Source organism: Dyella sp. C11, assembly GCF_003121485.1.
Lineage (GTDB): Bacteria > Pseudomonadota > Gammaproteobacteria > Xanthomonadales > Rhodanobacteraceae > Dyella.
This window is the reverse complement of sequence record NZ_QAVX01000003.1, coordinates 108,309-123,833: the sequence shown is the minus strand read 5'-3', so window position 1 is coordinate 123,833 and position 15,525 is coordinate 108,309. Positions and strand designations below refer to the sequence as shown.

Annotated in this window: 15 protein-coding genes and 1 tRNA gene; 3 read left to right on the top strand and 13 right to left on the bottom strand. The window is 61.9% G+C overall.

The window, feature by feature from the left end:
- Window positions 1-719: 719 nt before the first annotated feature.
- The 8 genes from DK366_RS04760 to tpiA all read right to left on the bottom strand — a co-directional run bounded on the left by DK366_RS04760 (window position 720) and on the right by tpiA (window position 6,814).
- On the bottom strand, window positions 720-1,436 hold the full coding sequence (locus DK366_RS04760) for a DoxX family membrane protein (RefSeq protein WP_157956448.1): 717 nt from the start codon (window positions 1,434-1,436) through the stop codon (window positions 720-722).
- 375 nt (window positions 1,437-1,811) lie between these two features.
- A complete protein-coding gene (locus DK366_RS04750) occupies window positions 1,812-2,456 on the bottom strand; it encodes a hypothetical protein (protein WP_109124390.1) in 645 nt (214 codons plus the stop codon).
- Between the two features lie 27 nt (window positions 2,457-2,483).
- Complete coding sequence (locus tag DK366_RS04745) at window positions 2,484-3,695, bottom strand: ATP-binding protein (RefSeq protein ID WP_157956447.1); 1,212 nt, start codon at window positions 3,693-3,695, stop codon at window positions 2,484-2,486.
- A gap of 473 nt (window positions 3,696-4,168) precedes the next feature.
- Window positions 4,169-4,687 carry a hypothetical protein gene (locus tag DK366_RS04740; protein ID WP_109124388.1) on the bottom strand — a complete coding sequence of 173 codons (519 nt, stop codon included), beginning with the start codon at window positions 4,685-4,687 and terminating at the stop codon, window positions 4,169-4,171.
- Between the two features lie 198 nt (window positions 4,688-4,885).
- Window positions 4,886-5,383, bottom strand: coding sequence for an AAA family ATPase (locus DK366_RS04735; protein ID WP_109124387.1), 498 nt, complete (start codon window positions 5,381-5,383; stop codon window positions 4,886-4,888).
- A gap of 113 nt (window positions 5,384-5,496) precedes the next feature.
- Window positions 5,497-5,581 (bottom strand) — tRNA-Leu (locus DK366_RS04730).
- A gap of 11 nt (window positions 5,582-5,592) precedes the next feature.
- Complete coding sequence (gene secG / locus DK366_RS04725) at window positions 5,593-6,039, bottom strand: preprotein translocase subunit SecG (RefSeq protein WP_109124386.1); 447 nt, start codon at window positions 6,037-6,039, stop codon at window positions 5,593-5,595.
- Window positions 6,040-6,064: 25 nt separating this feature from the next.
- Window positions 6,065-6,814 (bottom strand): triose-phosphate isomerase, encoded by a 750-nt coding sequence (gene tpiA / locus DK366_RS04720; RefSeq protein ID WP_109124385.1) that lies wholly within the window; start codon window positions 6,812-6,814, stop codon window positions 6,065-6,067.
- 122 nt (window positions 6,815-6,936) lie between these two features.
- Between tpiA and DK366_RS04715 the strand changes: the two genes are divergently transcribed.
- Window positions 6,937-7,752 carry an SDR family oxidoreductase gene (locus DK366_RS04715; RefSeq protein WP_109124531.1) on the top strand — a complete coding sequence of 272 codons (816 nt, stop codon included), beginning with the start codon at window positions 6,937-6,939 and terminating at the stop codon, window positions 7,750-7,752.
- Window positions 7,753-8,152: 400 nt separating this feature from the next.
- Here the strand turns inward: DK366_RS04715 and DK366_RS04710 are convergent, their stop codons facing one another.
- The 4 genes from DK366_RS04710 to orn form a co-directional block, all read right to left on the bottom strand.
- On the bottom strand, window positions 8,153-9,088 hold the full coding sequence (locus DK366_RS04710) for a 2-oxoglutarate and iron-dependent oxygenase domain-containing protein (protein ID WP_109124384.1): 936 nt from the start codon (window positions 9,086-9,088) through the stop codon (window positions 8,153-8,155).
- Window positions 9,089-9,192: 104 nt separating this feature from the next.
- Window positions 9,193-10,539: a phosphoglucosamine mutase gene (gene glmM / locus DK366_RS04705; protein ID WP_109124383.1), complete on the bottom strand. Its 1,347-nt coding sequence runs from the start codon at window positions 10,537-10,539 to the stop codon at window positions 9,193-9,195.
- Window positions 10,540-10,597: 58 nt separating this feature from the next.
- Window positions 10,598-11,503, bottom strand: a complete 906-nt coding sequence (gene folP, locus DK366_RS04700) for a dihydropteroate synthase (protein WP_109124382.1) — start codon at window positions 11,501-11,503, stop codon at window positions 10,598-10,600.
- Between the two features lie 21 nt (window positions 11,504-11,524).
- Complete coding sequence (orn, locus tag DK366_RS04695; protein WP_109124381.1) at window positions 11,525-12,085, bottom strand: oligoribonuclease; 561 nt, start codon at window positions 12,083-12,085, stop codon at window positions 11,525-11,527.
- Between the two features lie 127 nt (window positions 12,086-12,212).
- Between orn and sbcB the strand changes: the two genes are divergently transcribed.
- Together sbcB and DK366_RS04685 are read left to right on the top strand one after the other, a co-directional pair.
- On the top strand, window positions 12,213-13,661 hold the full coding sequence (sbcB, locus tag DK366_RS04690; RefSeq protein ID WP_109124380.1) for an exodeoxyribonuclease I: 1,449 nt from the start codon (window positions 12,213-12,215) through the stop codon (window positions 13,659-13,661).
- Between the two features lie 11 nt (window positions 13,662-13,672).
- Entirely contained in the window at window positions 13,673-14,359 is a 687-nt protein-coding gene (locus DK366_RS04685) for a DUF2461 domain-containing protein (protein ID WP_109124379.1), read from the top strand.
- Window positions 14,360-14,478: 119 nt separating this feature from the next.
- On the opposite strand, the gene DK366_RS04680 is transcribed toward DK366_RS04685, so the two are convergent.
- Window positions 14,479-15,390: a LysR family transcriptional regulator gene (locus tag DK366_RS04680; RefSeq protein WP_109124378.1), complete on the bottom strand. Its 912-nt coding sequence runs from the start codon at window positions 15,388-15,390 to the stop codon at window positions 14,479-14,481.
- Between the last annotated feature and the right edge of the window lie 135 nt (window positions 15,391-15,525).

Here is a 15,525-nt window from a genome sequence, read left to right as displayed (position 1 = left end):
GGCCGCAAGCCTTCAAAGTGAAAGACAAATCCTGACGCGCCGCCGCAGCGCGACGCCTACAAACGGCACCCGCGTTGCGCGGCGAACCTTGCTAGTTTGTGCGGGCTGCTCGCGGGTGTCTTCGGACGGGGTTTTGCGAGCGGCCACGGCAGCAGTGCCGTGAGTAGCGCGGGCCGCATGGGCATAGGACCCCATGCGACCCGCTAACCAAACCAACTTCTAAGGAGTTGATCATGGCTACGCCGGATCATAAGGCACGCGCACGCGCGTCTATTACACAAGACGACCACCTCACGACATTCCCCTACACGGCCGAGCCCACGCACGGCGCGTCGCTCACGAATCGCCTAGGTGACAACCACCTCGCCCACCGGGACCGAGGTGTGCCTCTGCGCGCGACCACGCGAATCCCGCAAAGAGACGGGCGACCACCCGCGAGCCCCACGCTGTCACCACAGCCCCGCGCCCGCTGCGCAAGCCACGCCGTGTAACCCGGGAATAGTCGGCCACCCGCCGACGTGAGCGCACCGCGCGCCAGTTGATCGCCCCTGTGGCGTGACGGATGGTGATCCGGCACGCCACGCCTGGCAGGGCGGCGTGCAAGCACTGCGCGATTGGATACCAGTGAACGCTCGGCCACGCGAGCGCGTGCACTTACCAGCTTCTGCGCTTCACCCGATCTTTCGAGAATCCACCGATGCACGCGGTAACTCGCCAGCTTATGGCCGTCCTTGCTTCGACCAAGCCAGCGAATCTGCCACCACCCACGCAACGCCAATCAGCGCAAGGTTCAACGCGTTCTCCGTCCAGTTGAAAAACTTGGACGAATCCGCCAACAGCGTCGGCACGTGCACCAACACCGTAAACGACACATACATCACCGTCAGCAACACCGCCGCCAACCGCGCCCAACCCCCCGTCACTATCGCCAACCCTGCCGCGATCTGCGCAACGCCAGTCGCATACGCCCAGAACGTCTGACCCGGCGGCAACCACGCAGGCACCAACGGCGCCGTCAGATTCATGTACGCAAAATGCGCGCCGCCAAACAAGATGGCACAGATGCCAAACACCACCTGCCCCACTCGCACAAACCGCGCTGCCGTTTGCGCATCCAACCTGGCGTTACGGGCAAAAACAATCCAAGCCCCCGCCGCAATCGCCAACTGCTCCGCCGTGCCGCTGTAGCTGCCGAACTCCGTGTAGTGAGCAAGCACCGAGCGGCCATTCATCAGCACTACGACGACAAACAGGAAATATGCGGACAGCGCGACAGCGCCAGACATCGCAGTGCGACGCCACGCAAGCGCGGCGCCGGAAATCAGCATGAAAACTGCGGCGGCATAAGCGAACACAACTCGATAAGGGAAATCCTTGGGCACAGGCTGCCCAGGATCAAAATTTCCCCAGACCAGGCAAACCACGGCCATCGCCATGACCCCCAGTCCCAAGATGTACCTGCCCAAGCCTTTAAGACGATGTTGAGCAACCATGGCGTGGCACCTGAAGCTGCTTCAATTGCCCAATCTCATAGCCCCTGCATTCTGTATACAAAGCATACGCAGATTAGTGCACCTGACTCGAAATCAGGCGTAGGTGTAAGCCCACCGTGGGTTCGAATCCCACCCTCTCCGCCAAGAAACAAGGGCTTGCAGCGATGCAAGCCCTTTTTCTTTGCCTCTGTTTCAGTCTCACCGTAAAAATCACCGCAAAAAGATTGCCGGTTTAGACATTCGACAGCCAATCGCCCTTTCCCGCACAGGAGGAGGATTGGGAGGTCCCCATCACCATGGCGTGGCAGCTTGGCTAGGTCATGATGACCGAATGGGCAGCTTAATAAGCCTGTAGAGCGATCCCTTTCCAGTAATGACCCCGCGGCAGGTGCCCTCTATGTCTTTGAGGATTGCATCCATGCGCGGTCGAATCGGGTCTTCTTCAGGCAGTGTCCACCCAAAAACAGCCTCATATTTGTTGACCAGCTCCTGATGGGCAAGAAACGCGGCTTCATCCTTGAAGGTATTCCTGGGCCATAGCCGAGTGAGCATTCTGGCCGCGGCCTGCACATCATTGACGATACGTCGAAGCTCATCGAATGGAGCTGCTTGAGCTTTTCCAATCTGAGCCATAAAGCGGTATCGCATTGCGTGAATTCGATTGAACAGATCGCTATGCTCCGAAAACCTCGTGAACACGATGGAAGCCTTTCGGCGCGCATCAAATTCGGCATTGGATTCGTTAGGGTCGCGAACTAGATCTCGATATTCCGACCCAAACGAGCCAGGATTTCGGACGTGTTCCAAGGCGTCCGCTGCTTCGTAAAACATGGCTAGCGTCTCTTCCGCCAACTCAATGCTACGTCGGCCAGCGTGCTCACGCCGCCACGCGTCCAACCCGTACATCGCTAACACGATCGTTACCACCGAGCCGATTAAAGCCAACGCTTGTGCTAACGGCATGGCGCTCTTCCCCCCTCTGTTTGGCTGTCATTTGAGCAGGCCGTCGTCGTAGCCACGCATGATGATGTAGGGCCGCATAAGGGGGCTAGTAAAGCGATAGCGAAGCTTGCGGGCAGTGCCTACTCGCTCAATGATCCCCCCTCTACCCTCGGTACTAAACTCCTTGAGATGCCGGGCAAAGCTAGGAATGTCGAGAAGCCGACCGGTAATCTGCTTAAGGGGCGCACGAATACTCGACGCACTGAAGTAACCGAGCTCGTCCGTTTCAGCCAATGCACACGCCAGTAAAACTTCCTTAAAGAGATTTACGGGCTGAGGGCTTCTGATTGCATCAACATAGGCCGTTCGAATCGATTGTTGCCACTGCTCTAACGAACGCTGGATTCCCTGGTCGGCGTGGGATCTCGTGATGGTCCTCGCGTGGCCTTGGAGCGCAACCCTGGTTGTATGCAAGCCAAGCAGATGTGCAACATAAGGCAAGCCCTGTGTGAGATGGACAAGGTGAGCTCGAGCCCCGCCATCCATCTGCATGCCCAACTTGCTAACGCCGGTATCTAAAATCTCGGCAATTTCCTCGTCAGACATGCGTGGCATCGGGATCTGCACCACGGCACGCTCAATAGACTGATGGCCTTCGATGAGGTCATCGATGGTATCCGCGACACCAATGATCAACACCGTTGCATCGACACCAAAATCCGAGAGCGCCTTGATTGTGTCCGAAACGAGTGTCGCGACCTGTCGATCAACGATTCGGTCGTATTCGTCAAGGATTATGAGAACACGGGCATGACGCGACAGATCTGACAATGTCCGCCGAATGTCGTCCGGCTGCACCACCGTTGGAAGAGTCGCAGAAACCGGGGTATGTGCGACGGTGTCGGCAGCATTGAAACCAATGCCCCGCTGGGGATTAGTGAACGAGATATCCCTGAGCGCTTTGTGCCAAATGCTGCTGAAGGTGTCCCCCGCATCGCAGTTTACGCGACCGATCAGCGAAGCCTGGGGCATCGCGCCCAGAATCGTCACAAGAATGTTGGAAAGGGACGTCTTCCCAACGCCACGCTCCCCGTAGAGGACCGCGTGGTAACCACGTTGAGAAATAGCACCCATGATCTCTTGAAGCTGATCGCGTCGGCCAGCGAACAGGTCACGAGTGCTGACGGGCGAGCCCGGAGTGAAGACGTTTCCGGCTTCCATCCACTTCAATTCGGCTTCTTGCTGCGAAATTGCGTCCAAGGGACCTCCTAAGATATCCGCGACTTTTGATATCTTAGCAGCCAACCATCCAATTAATGCAAGCAAGCTTAACAATATAAATGCCAAGGCAAGCAGGATAAGAGGGATCGCTGCGGGGTTGCTCCCACCCACCCTGGACAGCTCGGGGCAATGGCTTCATGCCGATACGCTGCCAACTTCTCGTTCTCGTAATACCCAAGGCTGCGCGAAGTGGGTCGAGCACTGTCTTCACCAGCGCACCCAATGCGGCAACTTCGATCGGGCCGGGTACGTTCGAAATGCCGCAGCGCTTCGCTTCCGCCGACGCCGTCATCTCGTCGAGTGTGAAGTACATGCCAAGTTTCATAGCTTCACCAGCAGACGCAAAAGAAAAGCCCCGCACAGGTCGGGGCTCAGAAAGTAGCTTTGTTTATGTATTGGTAAGCGCGCCGGCCATTAAGTCGCTGGTCGTAGCGCCTACCCGACTGGTCAGGTCAATACTTACGAGGGGCGACGTCCTGCGTCTGGAACATCGTGTGCCCGCCCGCAACATCGCATCCGTAAGGATCAGGTTTGGATGTCTGGGAACTGTCCGAGTTCGACCTCTGAGATCGATCACCCTTGCCTCCGCCACCAGGCTTTTGGTCTGGGCTGCCCGTCGAATCGCCCTTCGTGGCGACCAGACAAGGGTTCTGCCAAACGAGCGTGATCGTGTTCGTGGTCGATTCGGAAAACGTGCCCTTACCACCGAGGCTAAATGGGTACTTACCAGGTAACGCGACATCCACTTCTTGCCCGTTCGTACTTGCCAAGGCGAGGCTAATCGTGACGGTGTTGAGTTGAACATTTGAAGTGCATTTGTGCGATGTATCCGCACAGTAGGCGTATCCGTTTTCAATAGCAGCGCGAACGCTGGAGATCGCGTTCTCCAACGAAACGGTTTCAACCTTTTGAGGCTCCGTGCAACAGGCGGCCAGCCCGAAACAGACAAAGCAACACAGAAGCTGCTTCATAATCCCCTCCGGAGTGCGCGGGATGCGCGCGAAAATGCTACGCACGCTGCGGAAGGTTTCGCCATATAACGCGTCTGTTACACGTCACGGCCTAACACACACCAAAACCGGGGTCAGAGTGTACTTTTCTTTGCGATACGCGGCGTTTCGCTGACTGCATAGCTAAATAATACGAGGACGTGCAGTGCACGATAGCTGTCAAGCTACCACTTGAACTTCGCACCACTCTTTTTCAGCCTCAGCGATAGGCTCCCAAGCGTCACTCGCCAATTCAAAGAACGCATCAGGCACCTCCATCGTATAAGTCGGCCCCTTCTCTCGATTGCGCTGCCTCACCCGCTCCCGCCGAACATCACGCGGCGCATCGAGCAGATAGACCGTGAGGTCGTATCCCGCGTCATCCACCAACGCGTAGAACCGCTTGCGACTGGCGCGCTCGACCAGTCCGAGTTCAAGCACAACATCGTGCCCTGTGCCGAGTATGTCCAAGGCGGTTGCCCAGATATGCGCGATGCAGCGTTCCTTGCGTTCCACGTACCACGGCATCAAACCTTCAGCGGGACGGTCAGGACTGTAGAGTCGGGCGAACCAGGCATCGAGGATCAGGGCAGGCGCGGCGGGTTGGTTGCTCAGCTGTGCAGCGTAGGTGGATTTGCCGGCGCCGACGGGGCCTTCGACCAGGTGGATTTTCGGCATGGCGGATGGACTCCCTTGAGTTTGGACGTCTGAAACGCGCGCACAAAAAAACCGCCGAGTGGCGGTTTCTTTGTTCTTTGGGATATCGATGCATGTGCATCGGTATCTTCGATTGGTGCCCAAGGGGGGACTCGAACCCCCACGCCTTACGGCGCTACCACCTCAAGGTAGTGCGTCTACCAATTCCGCCACCTGGGCAGGTGTCTTACTTAATTTTTCTTTGCCGGTTCCGTCGCGGCAGGCACGTCACCCGAGGGCTTGGCCGGAGCCGTGGCAGCGGGGACATCACCCTGTGCCGGCTTGGTGGCCTGCGGGATTTCCGCGTTGGCCGGAGCGGCGGGGAGCGCATTCTGCGTTGCCGCCGGCTTGTTGGCAATACCCGACATCACACCCAGGTCACTGCCGCCGTCACTCTGCGAATGCGCGTTGTGGCCAAGGTAGATACCCATGCCCAGGCTCAACGCGAAGAACAGCGCTGCCAGCACCGCGGTGGAACGGGTGAGGAAGCTGGCCGAACCGCGTGCACCGAACACCGTGGCGGAAGCACCGCCGCCGAAGCCGGAGCCCGCGTCAGCACCTGCACCGCGCTGCATCAGGATCAGCACGATCATCGCTGCGGCGATCAGAATGTAGAAAACGCTGAAAATGACGAACATGGTTCTCTTTAAGAGTCCGTGGCGCTCAGTGTGCTGCCGCGCAGATTCCCAGGAAATCGGCCGATGCCAGTGAGGCGCCCCCGATCAACCCTCCATCCACGTCCGGCTGTGCGAACAATTCCGCAGCATTTGCCGCTTTGACACTACCGCCGTAAAGCAGTCGGGTCAGACGGGCAATCATAACATCTTCTTTTTCCAGTTGGCTACGGATGAACGCATGAACGTGCTGCGCCTGCTCCGGCGACGCCGTTTGCCCGGTGCCAATGGCCCATACCGGCTCATAAGCGATAACGGCGGTGTCGAAGCTGGCGATGCCGTTCAACTCGATCACGGCCTTGAGCTGGCGTGCCACAACGGCATCGGTGAGCCCGCTGTCACGCTCGGCCAGCGTTTCACCCACGCAGAGAATGGGGGTAAGGCCGCCCGCGCGTGCGGCGGCGAACTTGCGGGCTACCAGCTCGTTGCTTTCCTTTTGGTACTGGCGGCGCTCGGAGTGGCCCACGATGGCCCATTGCGCACCCACGTCGGCCAGCATGGCAGCGGACACTTCGCCGGTATAGGCGCCCTGCCCGTCGTGCTCGCTCACATCCTGGCCGCCGAAACCCAGGCCGGAACCGGCGTGCTGCGAGGCCAGTTCACCCAGATACGGAAAGGGCGGAATCACCACCACGTCGACGGCGGTGGGCAGGGCGGCAACGATGTCGCTGACCAGGGCTGTCGCCATGCTGCGGCTACCATGCATCTTCCAGTTGCCGGCGACGAGTTTCTTGCGCATGCGCGTGTTCCATTGCGTATAAACCCGAAAGCTTACCGACCGACCATGCCACTGGCAACGTAGACCGCACAAACCATTGCCGTTACGGAAAAAATCGGATGGACCACAAGGAGACCACTTTTATGCCACCTGCCCGCCCACTGAGTCTTGTCACGGGTGCTTCCGCCGGTATTGGCGCCGCCTTCGCCCGCGAACTGGCAGCGCATGGCCACGACCTGGTGCTGACGGCGCGACGCGTGGAACGGCTTGAATCCCTTGGGGAAGAGTTGCGCACCAAGCATGGGTGCAACGTGACGGTGCTGCCGGCCGACCTGGCCGATCCCGCGGCGGTGAAGCAGCTGTGCGATGCGCTGGACGCACGTGGACTGGTGGTGGACTGGCTGATCAACAATGCCGGCTACGGCGTGCCGGGCACGTTCGACGTGGTGCCGTGGCCGACCCATGAGGCATTTATCCGCGTGTTGATGACGGCGCCGGCGGAACTGGCGTGGCGTTTGCTGCCTGGCATGCAGAAGCGTGGTTACGGGCGCATCGTCAATGTGGCCTCGCTGGCGGGGCATGTGCCGGGTTCGGCGGGACACACGCTGTATGCGGCGAGCAAGGCGTACCTGATCAAGTTCTCGCAGTCGTTGGCGCTGGAGAATCGCCACCGCGGCGTGAATGTGTGTGCGTTGTGCCCGGGCTTTACGTGGTCGGAATTCCACGATGTCACGGGCACGCGTCAGCTGATGAACAAGATGCCGGCCTTCATGTGGCAGAGCGCGGAGGCGGTGGTGCGTGAGGGTTACGACGCGGTGGAGCGCGGGGATGTGGTGCGCGTGACGGGCGGCGTGAATCGTTTCATCAAGGCGATGATGAAGTTGCTGCCGGATCGGCTGACGTTGTGGTTGTCGGCGCGGGAGTCGAAGAGGTATCGGGATTTGGGGGATGCGGTTTGATGTGGTTTCGCGTCGTCGGCTTTTTGTAGGAGCGCACTTGTGCGCGACCGGAGCAGGAATTCGCATGGGTGATTGGCTTTGTCGAGCACCCGCCCCTCACCCCGGCCCTCTCCCCGTAGGGGAGAGGGAGAAGGAAAAAAGCCCGCGGCTTTGTGCGGGCTTTTTTATTCACATCAGATCAACTTAATCTCGCATGGGCGTTTCTGTAGGAGCGCGCTTGTGCGCGACCGAGGCAGGAATTGGCACGGGTGGATGGTTTTCGCGAGCACCCGCCCTTTATCCCCTTTTCGGGACTCACCCCGGCCCTCTCCCCGGAGGGGAGAGGGAGAATTAAAAAAGCCCGCGGCTTTCGGCAGCGGGCTTTTCTACTTACATCAGATCAACTTGATCTCGCCTTACATCAGATCAACTTGATCTCGCGCAGGCGTTCCAGCAGGTACTCGTGGGAGGTGATGCTGGTGGTGTAGCGGCTCGGGTTGTCCGGGGTCACCGTTTGCGGCAGCGGGTCGAGTACCACGTCCGGGTTCGGGTGCAGGAAGTACGGCACCGAGTAGCGCGGTTTGCGGGCGTTGTCGTTCTGCGGGTTCACCACGCGGTGCGAGGTGGACGGGTACACGTGGTTGGTCAGGCGCTGCAGCATGTCGCCGATGTTCACCACGATGGCATCGCCTTCGGTGGTGATGGGCAGCCACTCGCCTTCGCGCGTGAGCACTTCCAGGCCTTCGGCGCTGGCGCCGACCAGCAGCGTGATGAAGTTGATGTCTTCATGCGCACCGGCGCGCACGTTCGGCACGGTCGCGTCGGTGATCGGCGGGTAGTGGATCGGACGCAGGATGGAGTTGCCCTGGTTGATCTTGTCGTCGAAGAAGTTTTCCGGCAGCTCGATGTGCAAGGCGAGCGCGCGCAGCACGCGTGCGCCGAGCTGGTCGAGCGCGTCGAACAGGCCGTAGCCGTTCTTCTTGAAGTCGTCGATTTCCGTCGGCCACAGGTTCGGCGGCATGACATCGGCGAACTTGGAATCGCGCGGGATTTCGCGACCGACGTGCCAGAACTCCTTGAGGTCGGCGAACTTGCTGTCCTTGGCCGTTTCCACCTTGTACGGCGTGTAGCCGCGTGCGCCACCACTGCCGGGCACGTGGTACTTCATCTTGGTGTCGGTCGGCAGTGCGAAGAACTGCTGGAACGAATCGTAGGCGCCGTCGATCAGCTCGCGCGGAATGCCGTGGCCGCTGATGCAGCAGAAACCGTATTCGCGGTAGGCGTTGCCCAGTTCGGCAACGAAGGCGTCACGATCCGTCTCGTAACGACGGATGTCGAGGGTCGGAACTTTCTTCATGGCTTGTCCACAGGTTGTGCGTGCGGTCCACTTGTCTGTCCGCCACCGCAGGGGCGGGGCACGTCGGGCCAATCCTTGGCGACCTGGGAACACGCTTTACAGGCTCACGCACGTTCTGCGGCGGATTTTACGTCACCGGCGCGCTTTTCGGCCATCTGGCGCACTTCGGCCTCGTCGGCGGCTTCCACGGTCACGCGCACCAGCGGTTCGGTGCCCGAGGCGCGCAGCACCACGCGGCCGCGGCCGGCCAGGGTTTGCTCGGTCTCGGCCAGGGCCGCGCGCACGGCATCGCTGGTCAGGGACTCGCGGGCACCGTCGGCGCGCACGTTGATCATGATCTGGGGCATCTTGTGCAGGCCCTGGCGCGCGTCGGCCAGGTCGGCACCCGCCAGTGCCTCCAGCACGGCCAGCGCGGAGACGATGCCGTCGCCAGTGGTGGCGCGGTCCAGGCACAGGATGTGGCCGGAGGTTTCGCCGCCCAGGTTGCCGCCGTGCTCCTTCAGCTGCTGCAGCACGTAGCGGTCGCCCACGTTGGCGCGGATCAGCTTCACGTCGATCTTCGACAGGGCGAGCTGCAGGCCGTAGTTGCTCATCAGCGTGCCCACCACCGGGCCGAGCAGCTGGCCCCTGGCATGCCAGGCATGGGCCAGCACGAACAGGATGTCGTCGCCATCGCCCAGCTTGCCGTTGCGGTCCACCAGCTGCAGGCGATCGCCATCGCCATCGAAGGCGATGCCCAGATCGGCACCCTGCTCCAGCACGGCGTTCACCAGCGCCTGCGGATGCGTGGAACCCACCTCGCGATTGATGTTGAAGCCATCGGGCTTGTCGCCAATGGTGGTGACCACGGCGCCCAGTTCGGAGAACACCTTGGGTGCGACTTGATACGTCGCACCGTTCGCGCAATCGAGCACGAGCTTGATGCCGCGCAGGTTGAAGTCTTCCGCCACGGTGGATTTGCAGAACTCGGCGTAGCGCGTCACGGCATCCGCAATGCGGATGGCCTTGCCCAGTTGCTCGGAGGGAACCGTGGAAAATTCCAGCTCCAGTTCTTCCTCGATGGCGAGTTCGACTTCATCGGAGAGCTTTTCGCCATTCGCGGAAAAGAACTTGATGCCGTTGTCGTGATGCGGGTTGTGCGAAGCACTGATGACGATGCCGGCGTCCGCGCGCAGCGAACGCGTGAGAAACGCGACGCCGGGCGTGGGCATGGGGCCGAGCAGCGCAACGTCGGCGCCCGCCGCGACAAGGCCAGCTTCCAGCGCGGATTCGAACATGTAGCCCGACACGCGCGTGTCCTTGCCGATCACCACTTTCGGACGCGCGCGCCCGTTGCGCGCCAGCACCACGCCTACGGCGCGGCCCAGTCGCAGCATGAAATCGGCGCTGATCGGCCACTGGCCCACCAGGCCGCGAATGCCGTCCGTTCCGAAGTATTTGCGTTGCGTCATGGCCCTACTCCTGCTGGAAATCGGCGCATGCGTGCGCCCGACATCCGGTTGTCTGTGATTATTCGTCGGCCGGCCAGCGGATCGTGGGCTTGCTGTCGCGCCGCTCGGGCACGTCGCCAGCCTGCACGGCATGCCACACCGCCAGCACATCCACCGTGCCTGCCACATCGTGCACGCGCACCATGCGTGCGCCGCGCTGCACGGCGATGACGGCCGCCGCGATGGAGCCAGCCACGCGATCCGTCGGGGCCTTTCTGCCCGTCATCGCGCCGATCATGGATTTTCGGGACATGCCCACATACACACCGCTGCCCAGGTTGCTGAAGCGCTCCAGGGCACGCAGCAGCGCCAGGTTGTGTTCCAGGTTCTTGCCGAAGCCGAAACCGGGATCGACCATGACCTTGCGCCGATCGATGCCGGCGAGTTCGCAGGCGAACAGGCGGTCGGTCAGGAACCGATGCACCTCGCCCACCACGTCGTCGTATTGGGGGTCGTCCTGCATGCTGCGCGGCTCGCCCAGCATGTGCATCAGGCACACGGGAACGCCGAGCTGCGCTGCTGCATCCAGCGCGCCTTCCCGGCGCAACGCGTAAACGTCGTTGATCATGCCGGCGCCCGCGGCCACGGCCGCACGCATCACCTCGGGCTTGGAGGTATCGATGGCAAGCGGCACCGTGGTGCGCGCCGCGAGCTGTTCGATAACCGGCACCACACGGCGAATTTCTTCCTCGACCGGCACGTCATCGGAACCGGGACGCGTGGACTCGCCACCGATATCCAGCATGTCCGCGCCCTCTTCCACCATGCGCAGGCCATGCGCCACGGCATCGTCCACGGACGCATGGCTGCCACCGTCGGAAAAGGAATCGGGCGTGACATTGAGGATGCCGACCACGCGTGGCCGATCCAGCTTCAGCGGACGGCCGTTGCAGTCGAGCACGGGAGCGAACAGATCAAGAGACATGGTGACTCCCGTGAAAAACGGTCAGGACTCGCCGCCCAGCGGGCCCATGAACTGGCGGTAATAGCGCAGCTCGTCGATGGAATCGCGAATATCCGACAACGCGGTGTGCGCGGATTCCTTCGAGAAGCCCTTGCCGATCTGCGGCGCCCAGCGGCGCGCGAGTTCCTTCAGCGTGGACACGTCGAGGTTGCGGTAATGGAAGAAGCGCTCCAGGCGCGGCATCTGGCGATGCAGGAAGCGGCGGTCCTGGCAGATGGAGTTGCCGCACATCGGCGACTTGCCCGCAGGCACCCATTCCTTGAGGAAATCGAGCGTGGCCTGCTCGGCCGTGGCGTGGTCATCGGTGGAAGCCACCACCTGGTCCCACAGGCCCGAGCGGCGATGCTGGTTGCGGTTCCACGCGTCCATGCCTTCAAGGCGGTCCAGCGCGTGACGGATCGCGAACACCGGGCCTTCCGCCAGAATGCGAAGGTTTTTGTCGGTGACGATGGTGGCGATCTCGAGGATGGAGTCGTTGTCCGTATCGAGTCCGGTCATTTCCAGATCGATCCAGATCAGGTTGTCTTCGTTCGCTTGGCTCATGCGCCCTCCTGGACGCGGAGTCTAACAGCAGGCCGCCCGCTGGCACTCCGCTTTTCAGCCTGGTTCCAGGCGCCCATCGTGAACGGGCTGCGTGGAGCGGGCATGAAGGCCATGCGATGATCGCTGCATGCAGACCTTTTTCTGGCACGACTACGAGACCTTTGGCGCCGACCCGTGGCGCGACCGGCCGGTGCAGTTCGCAGGCATCCGCACCACCATGGAGCTGGAGATCGTGGGCCAGCCGGTAATGTTCTTCGGCAAGCCGCCACGCGAAATGCCGCCCCACCCCGATGCCTGCCTGATCACCGGCATCACGCCGCAACAGGCCGAGCGCGAGGGCGTGATCGAAGCCGATTTCGCGGCGCGCGTGCACGAGCAACTCGCCCAGCCCGGCACGTGCGGCGTGGGCTACAACTCCTTGCGCTTCGACGACGAGATCGGGCGCCAGCTGTTCTACCGGAACATGTTCGAGCCTTACGGGCGCGAATGGGAGAACGGCAATTCGCGCTGGGACCTGATCGACCTGGTGCGCATGTGCCAGGCCCTGCGCCCCGAAGGCATCGAGTGGCCCAAGCGCGACGAAGGCACGCCGAGTTTCAAGCTGGAGCATCTCGCCGCGGCAAACCATCTGCGGCAGGAGCGCGCGCACGATGCGCTGTCGGACGTGTATGCGTTGATCGACCTGGCGCGGCTTATTCGCGTGCGCCAACCGCGCTTGTGGGACTGGTATTTCAGCCTGCGCCGCAAGCAGCGCGTGTTCGAGATGCTCGACGTGGTGTCGATGACGCCGGTGGTGCATGTGTCTTCACGTTACCCGTCGAGCCGGCATTGCCTGGCTGTAGTGGCGCCGCTGGCCGCACACCCCAGCCGCCCCGCGGAAATCATCGTGTACGACCTGTCCAGCGATCCATCGGACCTGCTCGCGCTGGACGAGGACGAGATCGCCGACCGCGTATTCACGTCGCGCGCCGATCTGCCCGAAGGCATCGAACGCATTCCGCTGCGCACCGTTCGCGCCAATCGTGCACCCGCCCTGGCACCGCTGTCGACGCTGAAGGGCGTGGACCTGGAGCGCCTGCAGCTGGATATGGATCGCATCCATGCCCATCGCGACATGCTCGCATCCGCCGATGGGCTGGCCGCCAAGCTTCGCCGCGTGTTCCAGCGCGCCACCGACCTGCCCCCGCCGGCCGACCCCGAACTGGGGTTGTACGGCGGTTTTCTTCCCGATGCGGACAAGCGCCTGCTTGCGGATATTCGTGGCACGCCTCCCGAGCAACTGGGGCAGCGCACTTTTCCCTTCCGCGATCCGCGTTACCCGGAGTTGCTGTTCCGCTATCGCGCGCGCAACTGGCCCGAAACGCTCAGCCTGGAGGAACAGGCGCGCTGGCAGTCGTTTCGCCGCGACCGCCTGACCCGTCCCACGCCACTGACCAACCTGACGCTGGACGACTACTTCGCCCGCATCGCCGCCTTGCGTGCGGATGATCTTTCGCACGACAAACTGGCCGTGCTCGACCAACTGCAATCGTGGGGCGAGATGCTCGCCGCCGATGTCGCACCGCTTACTGCCTGACCCCAGAGACCATGGCCAAGCCCTATTTCAGCCCCGCAACGTTCCGCTTTCTCAAGTCGCTGGCGAACAACAACAGCCGCGAATGGTTCCACGATCACAAGGAAGCCTATGAGCGCGATGTGCGCGAGCCCTTCCTGGCCCTGATCCGCGACCTCCAGGCTCCGCTGGCCAAGATCAGCCCGCACTACCGCGCCGACACGCGCAAGGTGGGCGGCTCACTGTTTCGCATTCATCGCGACACGCGTTTTTCGAACGACAAGCAGCCCTACAAACCTTGGCAAGGCGCGCGTTTCTTCCACGAGCGACGCAACGAAGTGCACGCACCCTCGTTCTACATGCATATCCAGCCGGGCGATTGTTTTGCCGGCGGCGGCATGTGGCATCCGGAATCGGACGCGTTGAAGAAGATCCGCGATTTCCTGGCCGACAACCCCGAGGCGTGGAAGCGTGCGACGCGCAGCAAGGTGTTTCGTGAGCACTTCACCTTCTGGGGCGAATCGCTGACCCGACCGCCACGCGGCTTCGATCCGGCGCATGAGCTGATCGATGACATCAAGCGCAAGGATTTCGCGTGTGGCGAGGCGTTTGACGAGAAGCTCGCCTGTTCGGCGGAGTTGCTGCCGTGGCTGGTGGAGACGTACAAGCGCGTCGCGCCGATGGTGGATTATCTGTGCGCCTCGCAGGAGCTGGATTTCTAAAGCTCCAGCGACCTTGCGCAACTAGCTCCCTCTCCCCTCCGGGGAGAGGGTAGGGGTGAGGGGTGGGTGCTAGCGAAAGCGCTTCTAACTGGGCTCTTTTTTACGTCACCCGGCTAGCCCTACTCCCCCTCACTCAAAACCTTCACCCCCGGCCGCTGCTTCGCCAGCTTGCGCAACAACGCCGCAAAGTTTTGCAAATCCGCATGCCACGGCGACGCCTCGCGCCAGTACAACGCAATCTCACGCCCCGGCGCCTGTCCCTTGAGCTTGGCAAGCACCACGTTCGGCATCGACGCCAAGCGCTCGTGGGCAAGCGCCGGCACCAGCGCATAGCCACCGCGCAACTCCACCAGCGCAGCCAGACTTTCCAGGCTCACGTCCTGCACGTGGCCGCCACCGAGCACGTCTTCGCAGTGGCTTTCCGTCATCAGCGTGGCGTCTCCGGCTTCAAGCTGTTCAAGCCCCACGCTTTTCTTGCCTGCGAGCACGTGATCAGCGCGGAACATGACTTCCCACGGCTCGAAGAACAGCGGGCGCATGGCGACACCACTGACCGGTGGCACGCGCGGTGCGAGTACGGCGTCGAGTTCACCCTCGTTGAGGCGGCGCAGCAGGCCGCGCGGCTTGCCTTCGGAAAGGCTCAGGCGCGTGCCCGGAAAATGCTGCGGAAACGGCGCGATCAAATGAGGCAGCAGATACGGGCCAAGCGATGCCGGCACGCCCAGACGCAGCTCGCCACCAAACGACACTTCGCCAGCACGTGCGACCTGCTGAAGATGTTCCGCCGCCGCAAGCACGGCATCGATCTGCTCCAGCAGCCGCTGGCCGCCCGCCGTGGGAACAATGCGACGCCCGCCACGCTCGAACAGCGGCGCGCCCAGCGCCTGCTCCACTTTCTGCACCTGATGCGAAAGCCCCGACGGACTGATGTGCATCGCCCGAGCCGCACTGTTGAAGCTGCCATGGCGACGCACAGCCTGCACCAGCATGAGGTCACGGAGCGAGACGACCGATAGGTGAGAAGAGATCATCCGCTGGGTGTTCGCCTGGCCTGTGACAGGGGAAAGCATAAACGACAGCGGCAGGATGCGTGACGATTGCCGCACGCGAGGCTCTTTCTGTGGGAGCGCGCCCAGTGCGCGACGGGCGATGCGCAGGCGCCCGGG

Bases quoted from the DNA above. Each gene is read 5' to 3' on its own strand.
- DK366_RS04760 (WP_157956448.1), bottom strand. From the start codon at position 1,436: ATGGCGATGGCCGTGGTTTGCCTGGTCTGGGGAAATTTTGATCCTGGG.
- DK366_RS04750 (WP_109124390.1), bottom strand. From the start codon at position 2,456: ATGCCGTTAGCACAAGCGTTGGCTTTAATCGGCTCGGTGGTAACGATC.
- DK366_RS04740 (WP_109124388.1), bottom strand. From the start codon at position 4,687: ATGAAGCAGCTTCTGTGTTGCTTTGTCTGTTTCGGGCTGGCCGCCTGT.
- DK366_RS04735 (WP_109124387.1), bottom strand. From the start codon at position 5,383: ATGCCGAAAATCCACCTGGTCGAAGGCCCCGTCGGCGCCGGCAAATCC.
- secG (WP_109124386.1), bottom strand. From the start codon at position 6,039: ATGTTCGTCATTTTCAGCGTTTTCTACATTCTGATCGCCGCAGCGATG.
- tpiA (WP_109124385.1), bottom strand. From the start codon at position 6,814: ATGCGCAAGAAACTCGTCGCCGGCAACTGGAAGATGCATGGTAGCCGC.
- DK366_RS04715 (WP_109124531.1), top strand. From the start codon at position 6,937: ATGCCACCTGCCCGCCCACTGAGTCTTGTCACGGGTGCTTCCGCCGGT.
- DK366_RS04710 (WP_109124384.1), bottom strand. From the start codon at position 9,088: ATGAAGAAAGTTCCGACCCTCGACATCCGTCGTTACGAGACGGATCGT.
- glmM (WP_109124383.1), bottom strand. From the start codon at position 10,539: ATGACGCAACGCAAATACTTCGGAACGGACGGCATTCGCGGCCTGGTG.
- folP (WP_109124382.1), bottom strand. From the start codon at position 11,503: ATGTCTCTTGATCTGTTCGCTCCCGTGCTCGACTGCAACGGCCGTCCG.
- orn (WP_109124381.1), bottom strand. From the start codon at position 12,085: ATGAGCCAAGCGAACGAAGACAACCTGATCTGGATCGATCTGGAAATG.
- sbcB (WP_109124380.1), top strand. From the start codon at position 12,213: ATGCAGACCTTTTTCTGGCACGACTACGAGACCTTTGGCGCCGACCCG.
- DK366_RS04685 (WP_109124379.1), top strand. From the start codon at position 13,673: ATGGCCAAGCCCTATTTCAGCCCCGCAACGTTCCGCTTTCTCAAGTCG.
- DK366_RS04680 (WP_109124378.1), bottom strand. From the start codon at position 15,390: ATGATCTCTTCTCACCTATCGGTCGTCTCGCTCCGTGACCTCATGCTG.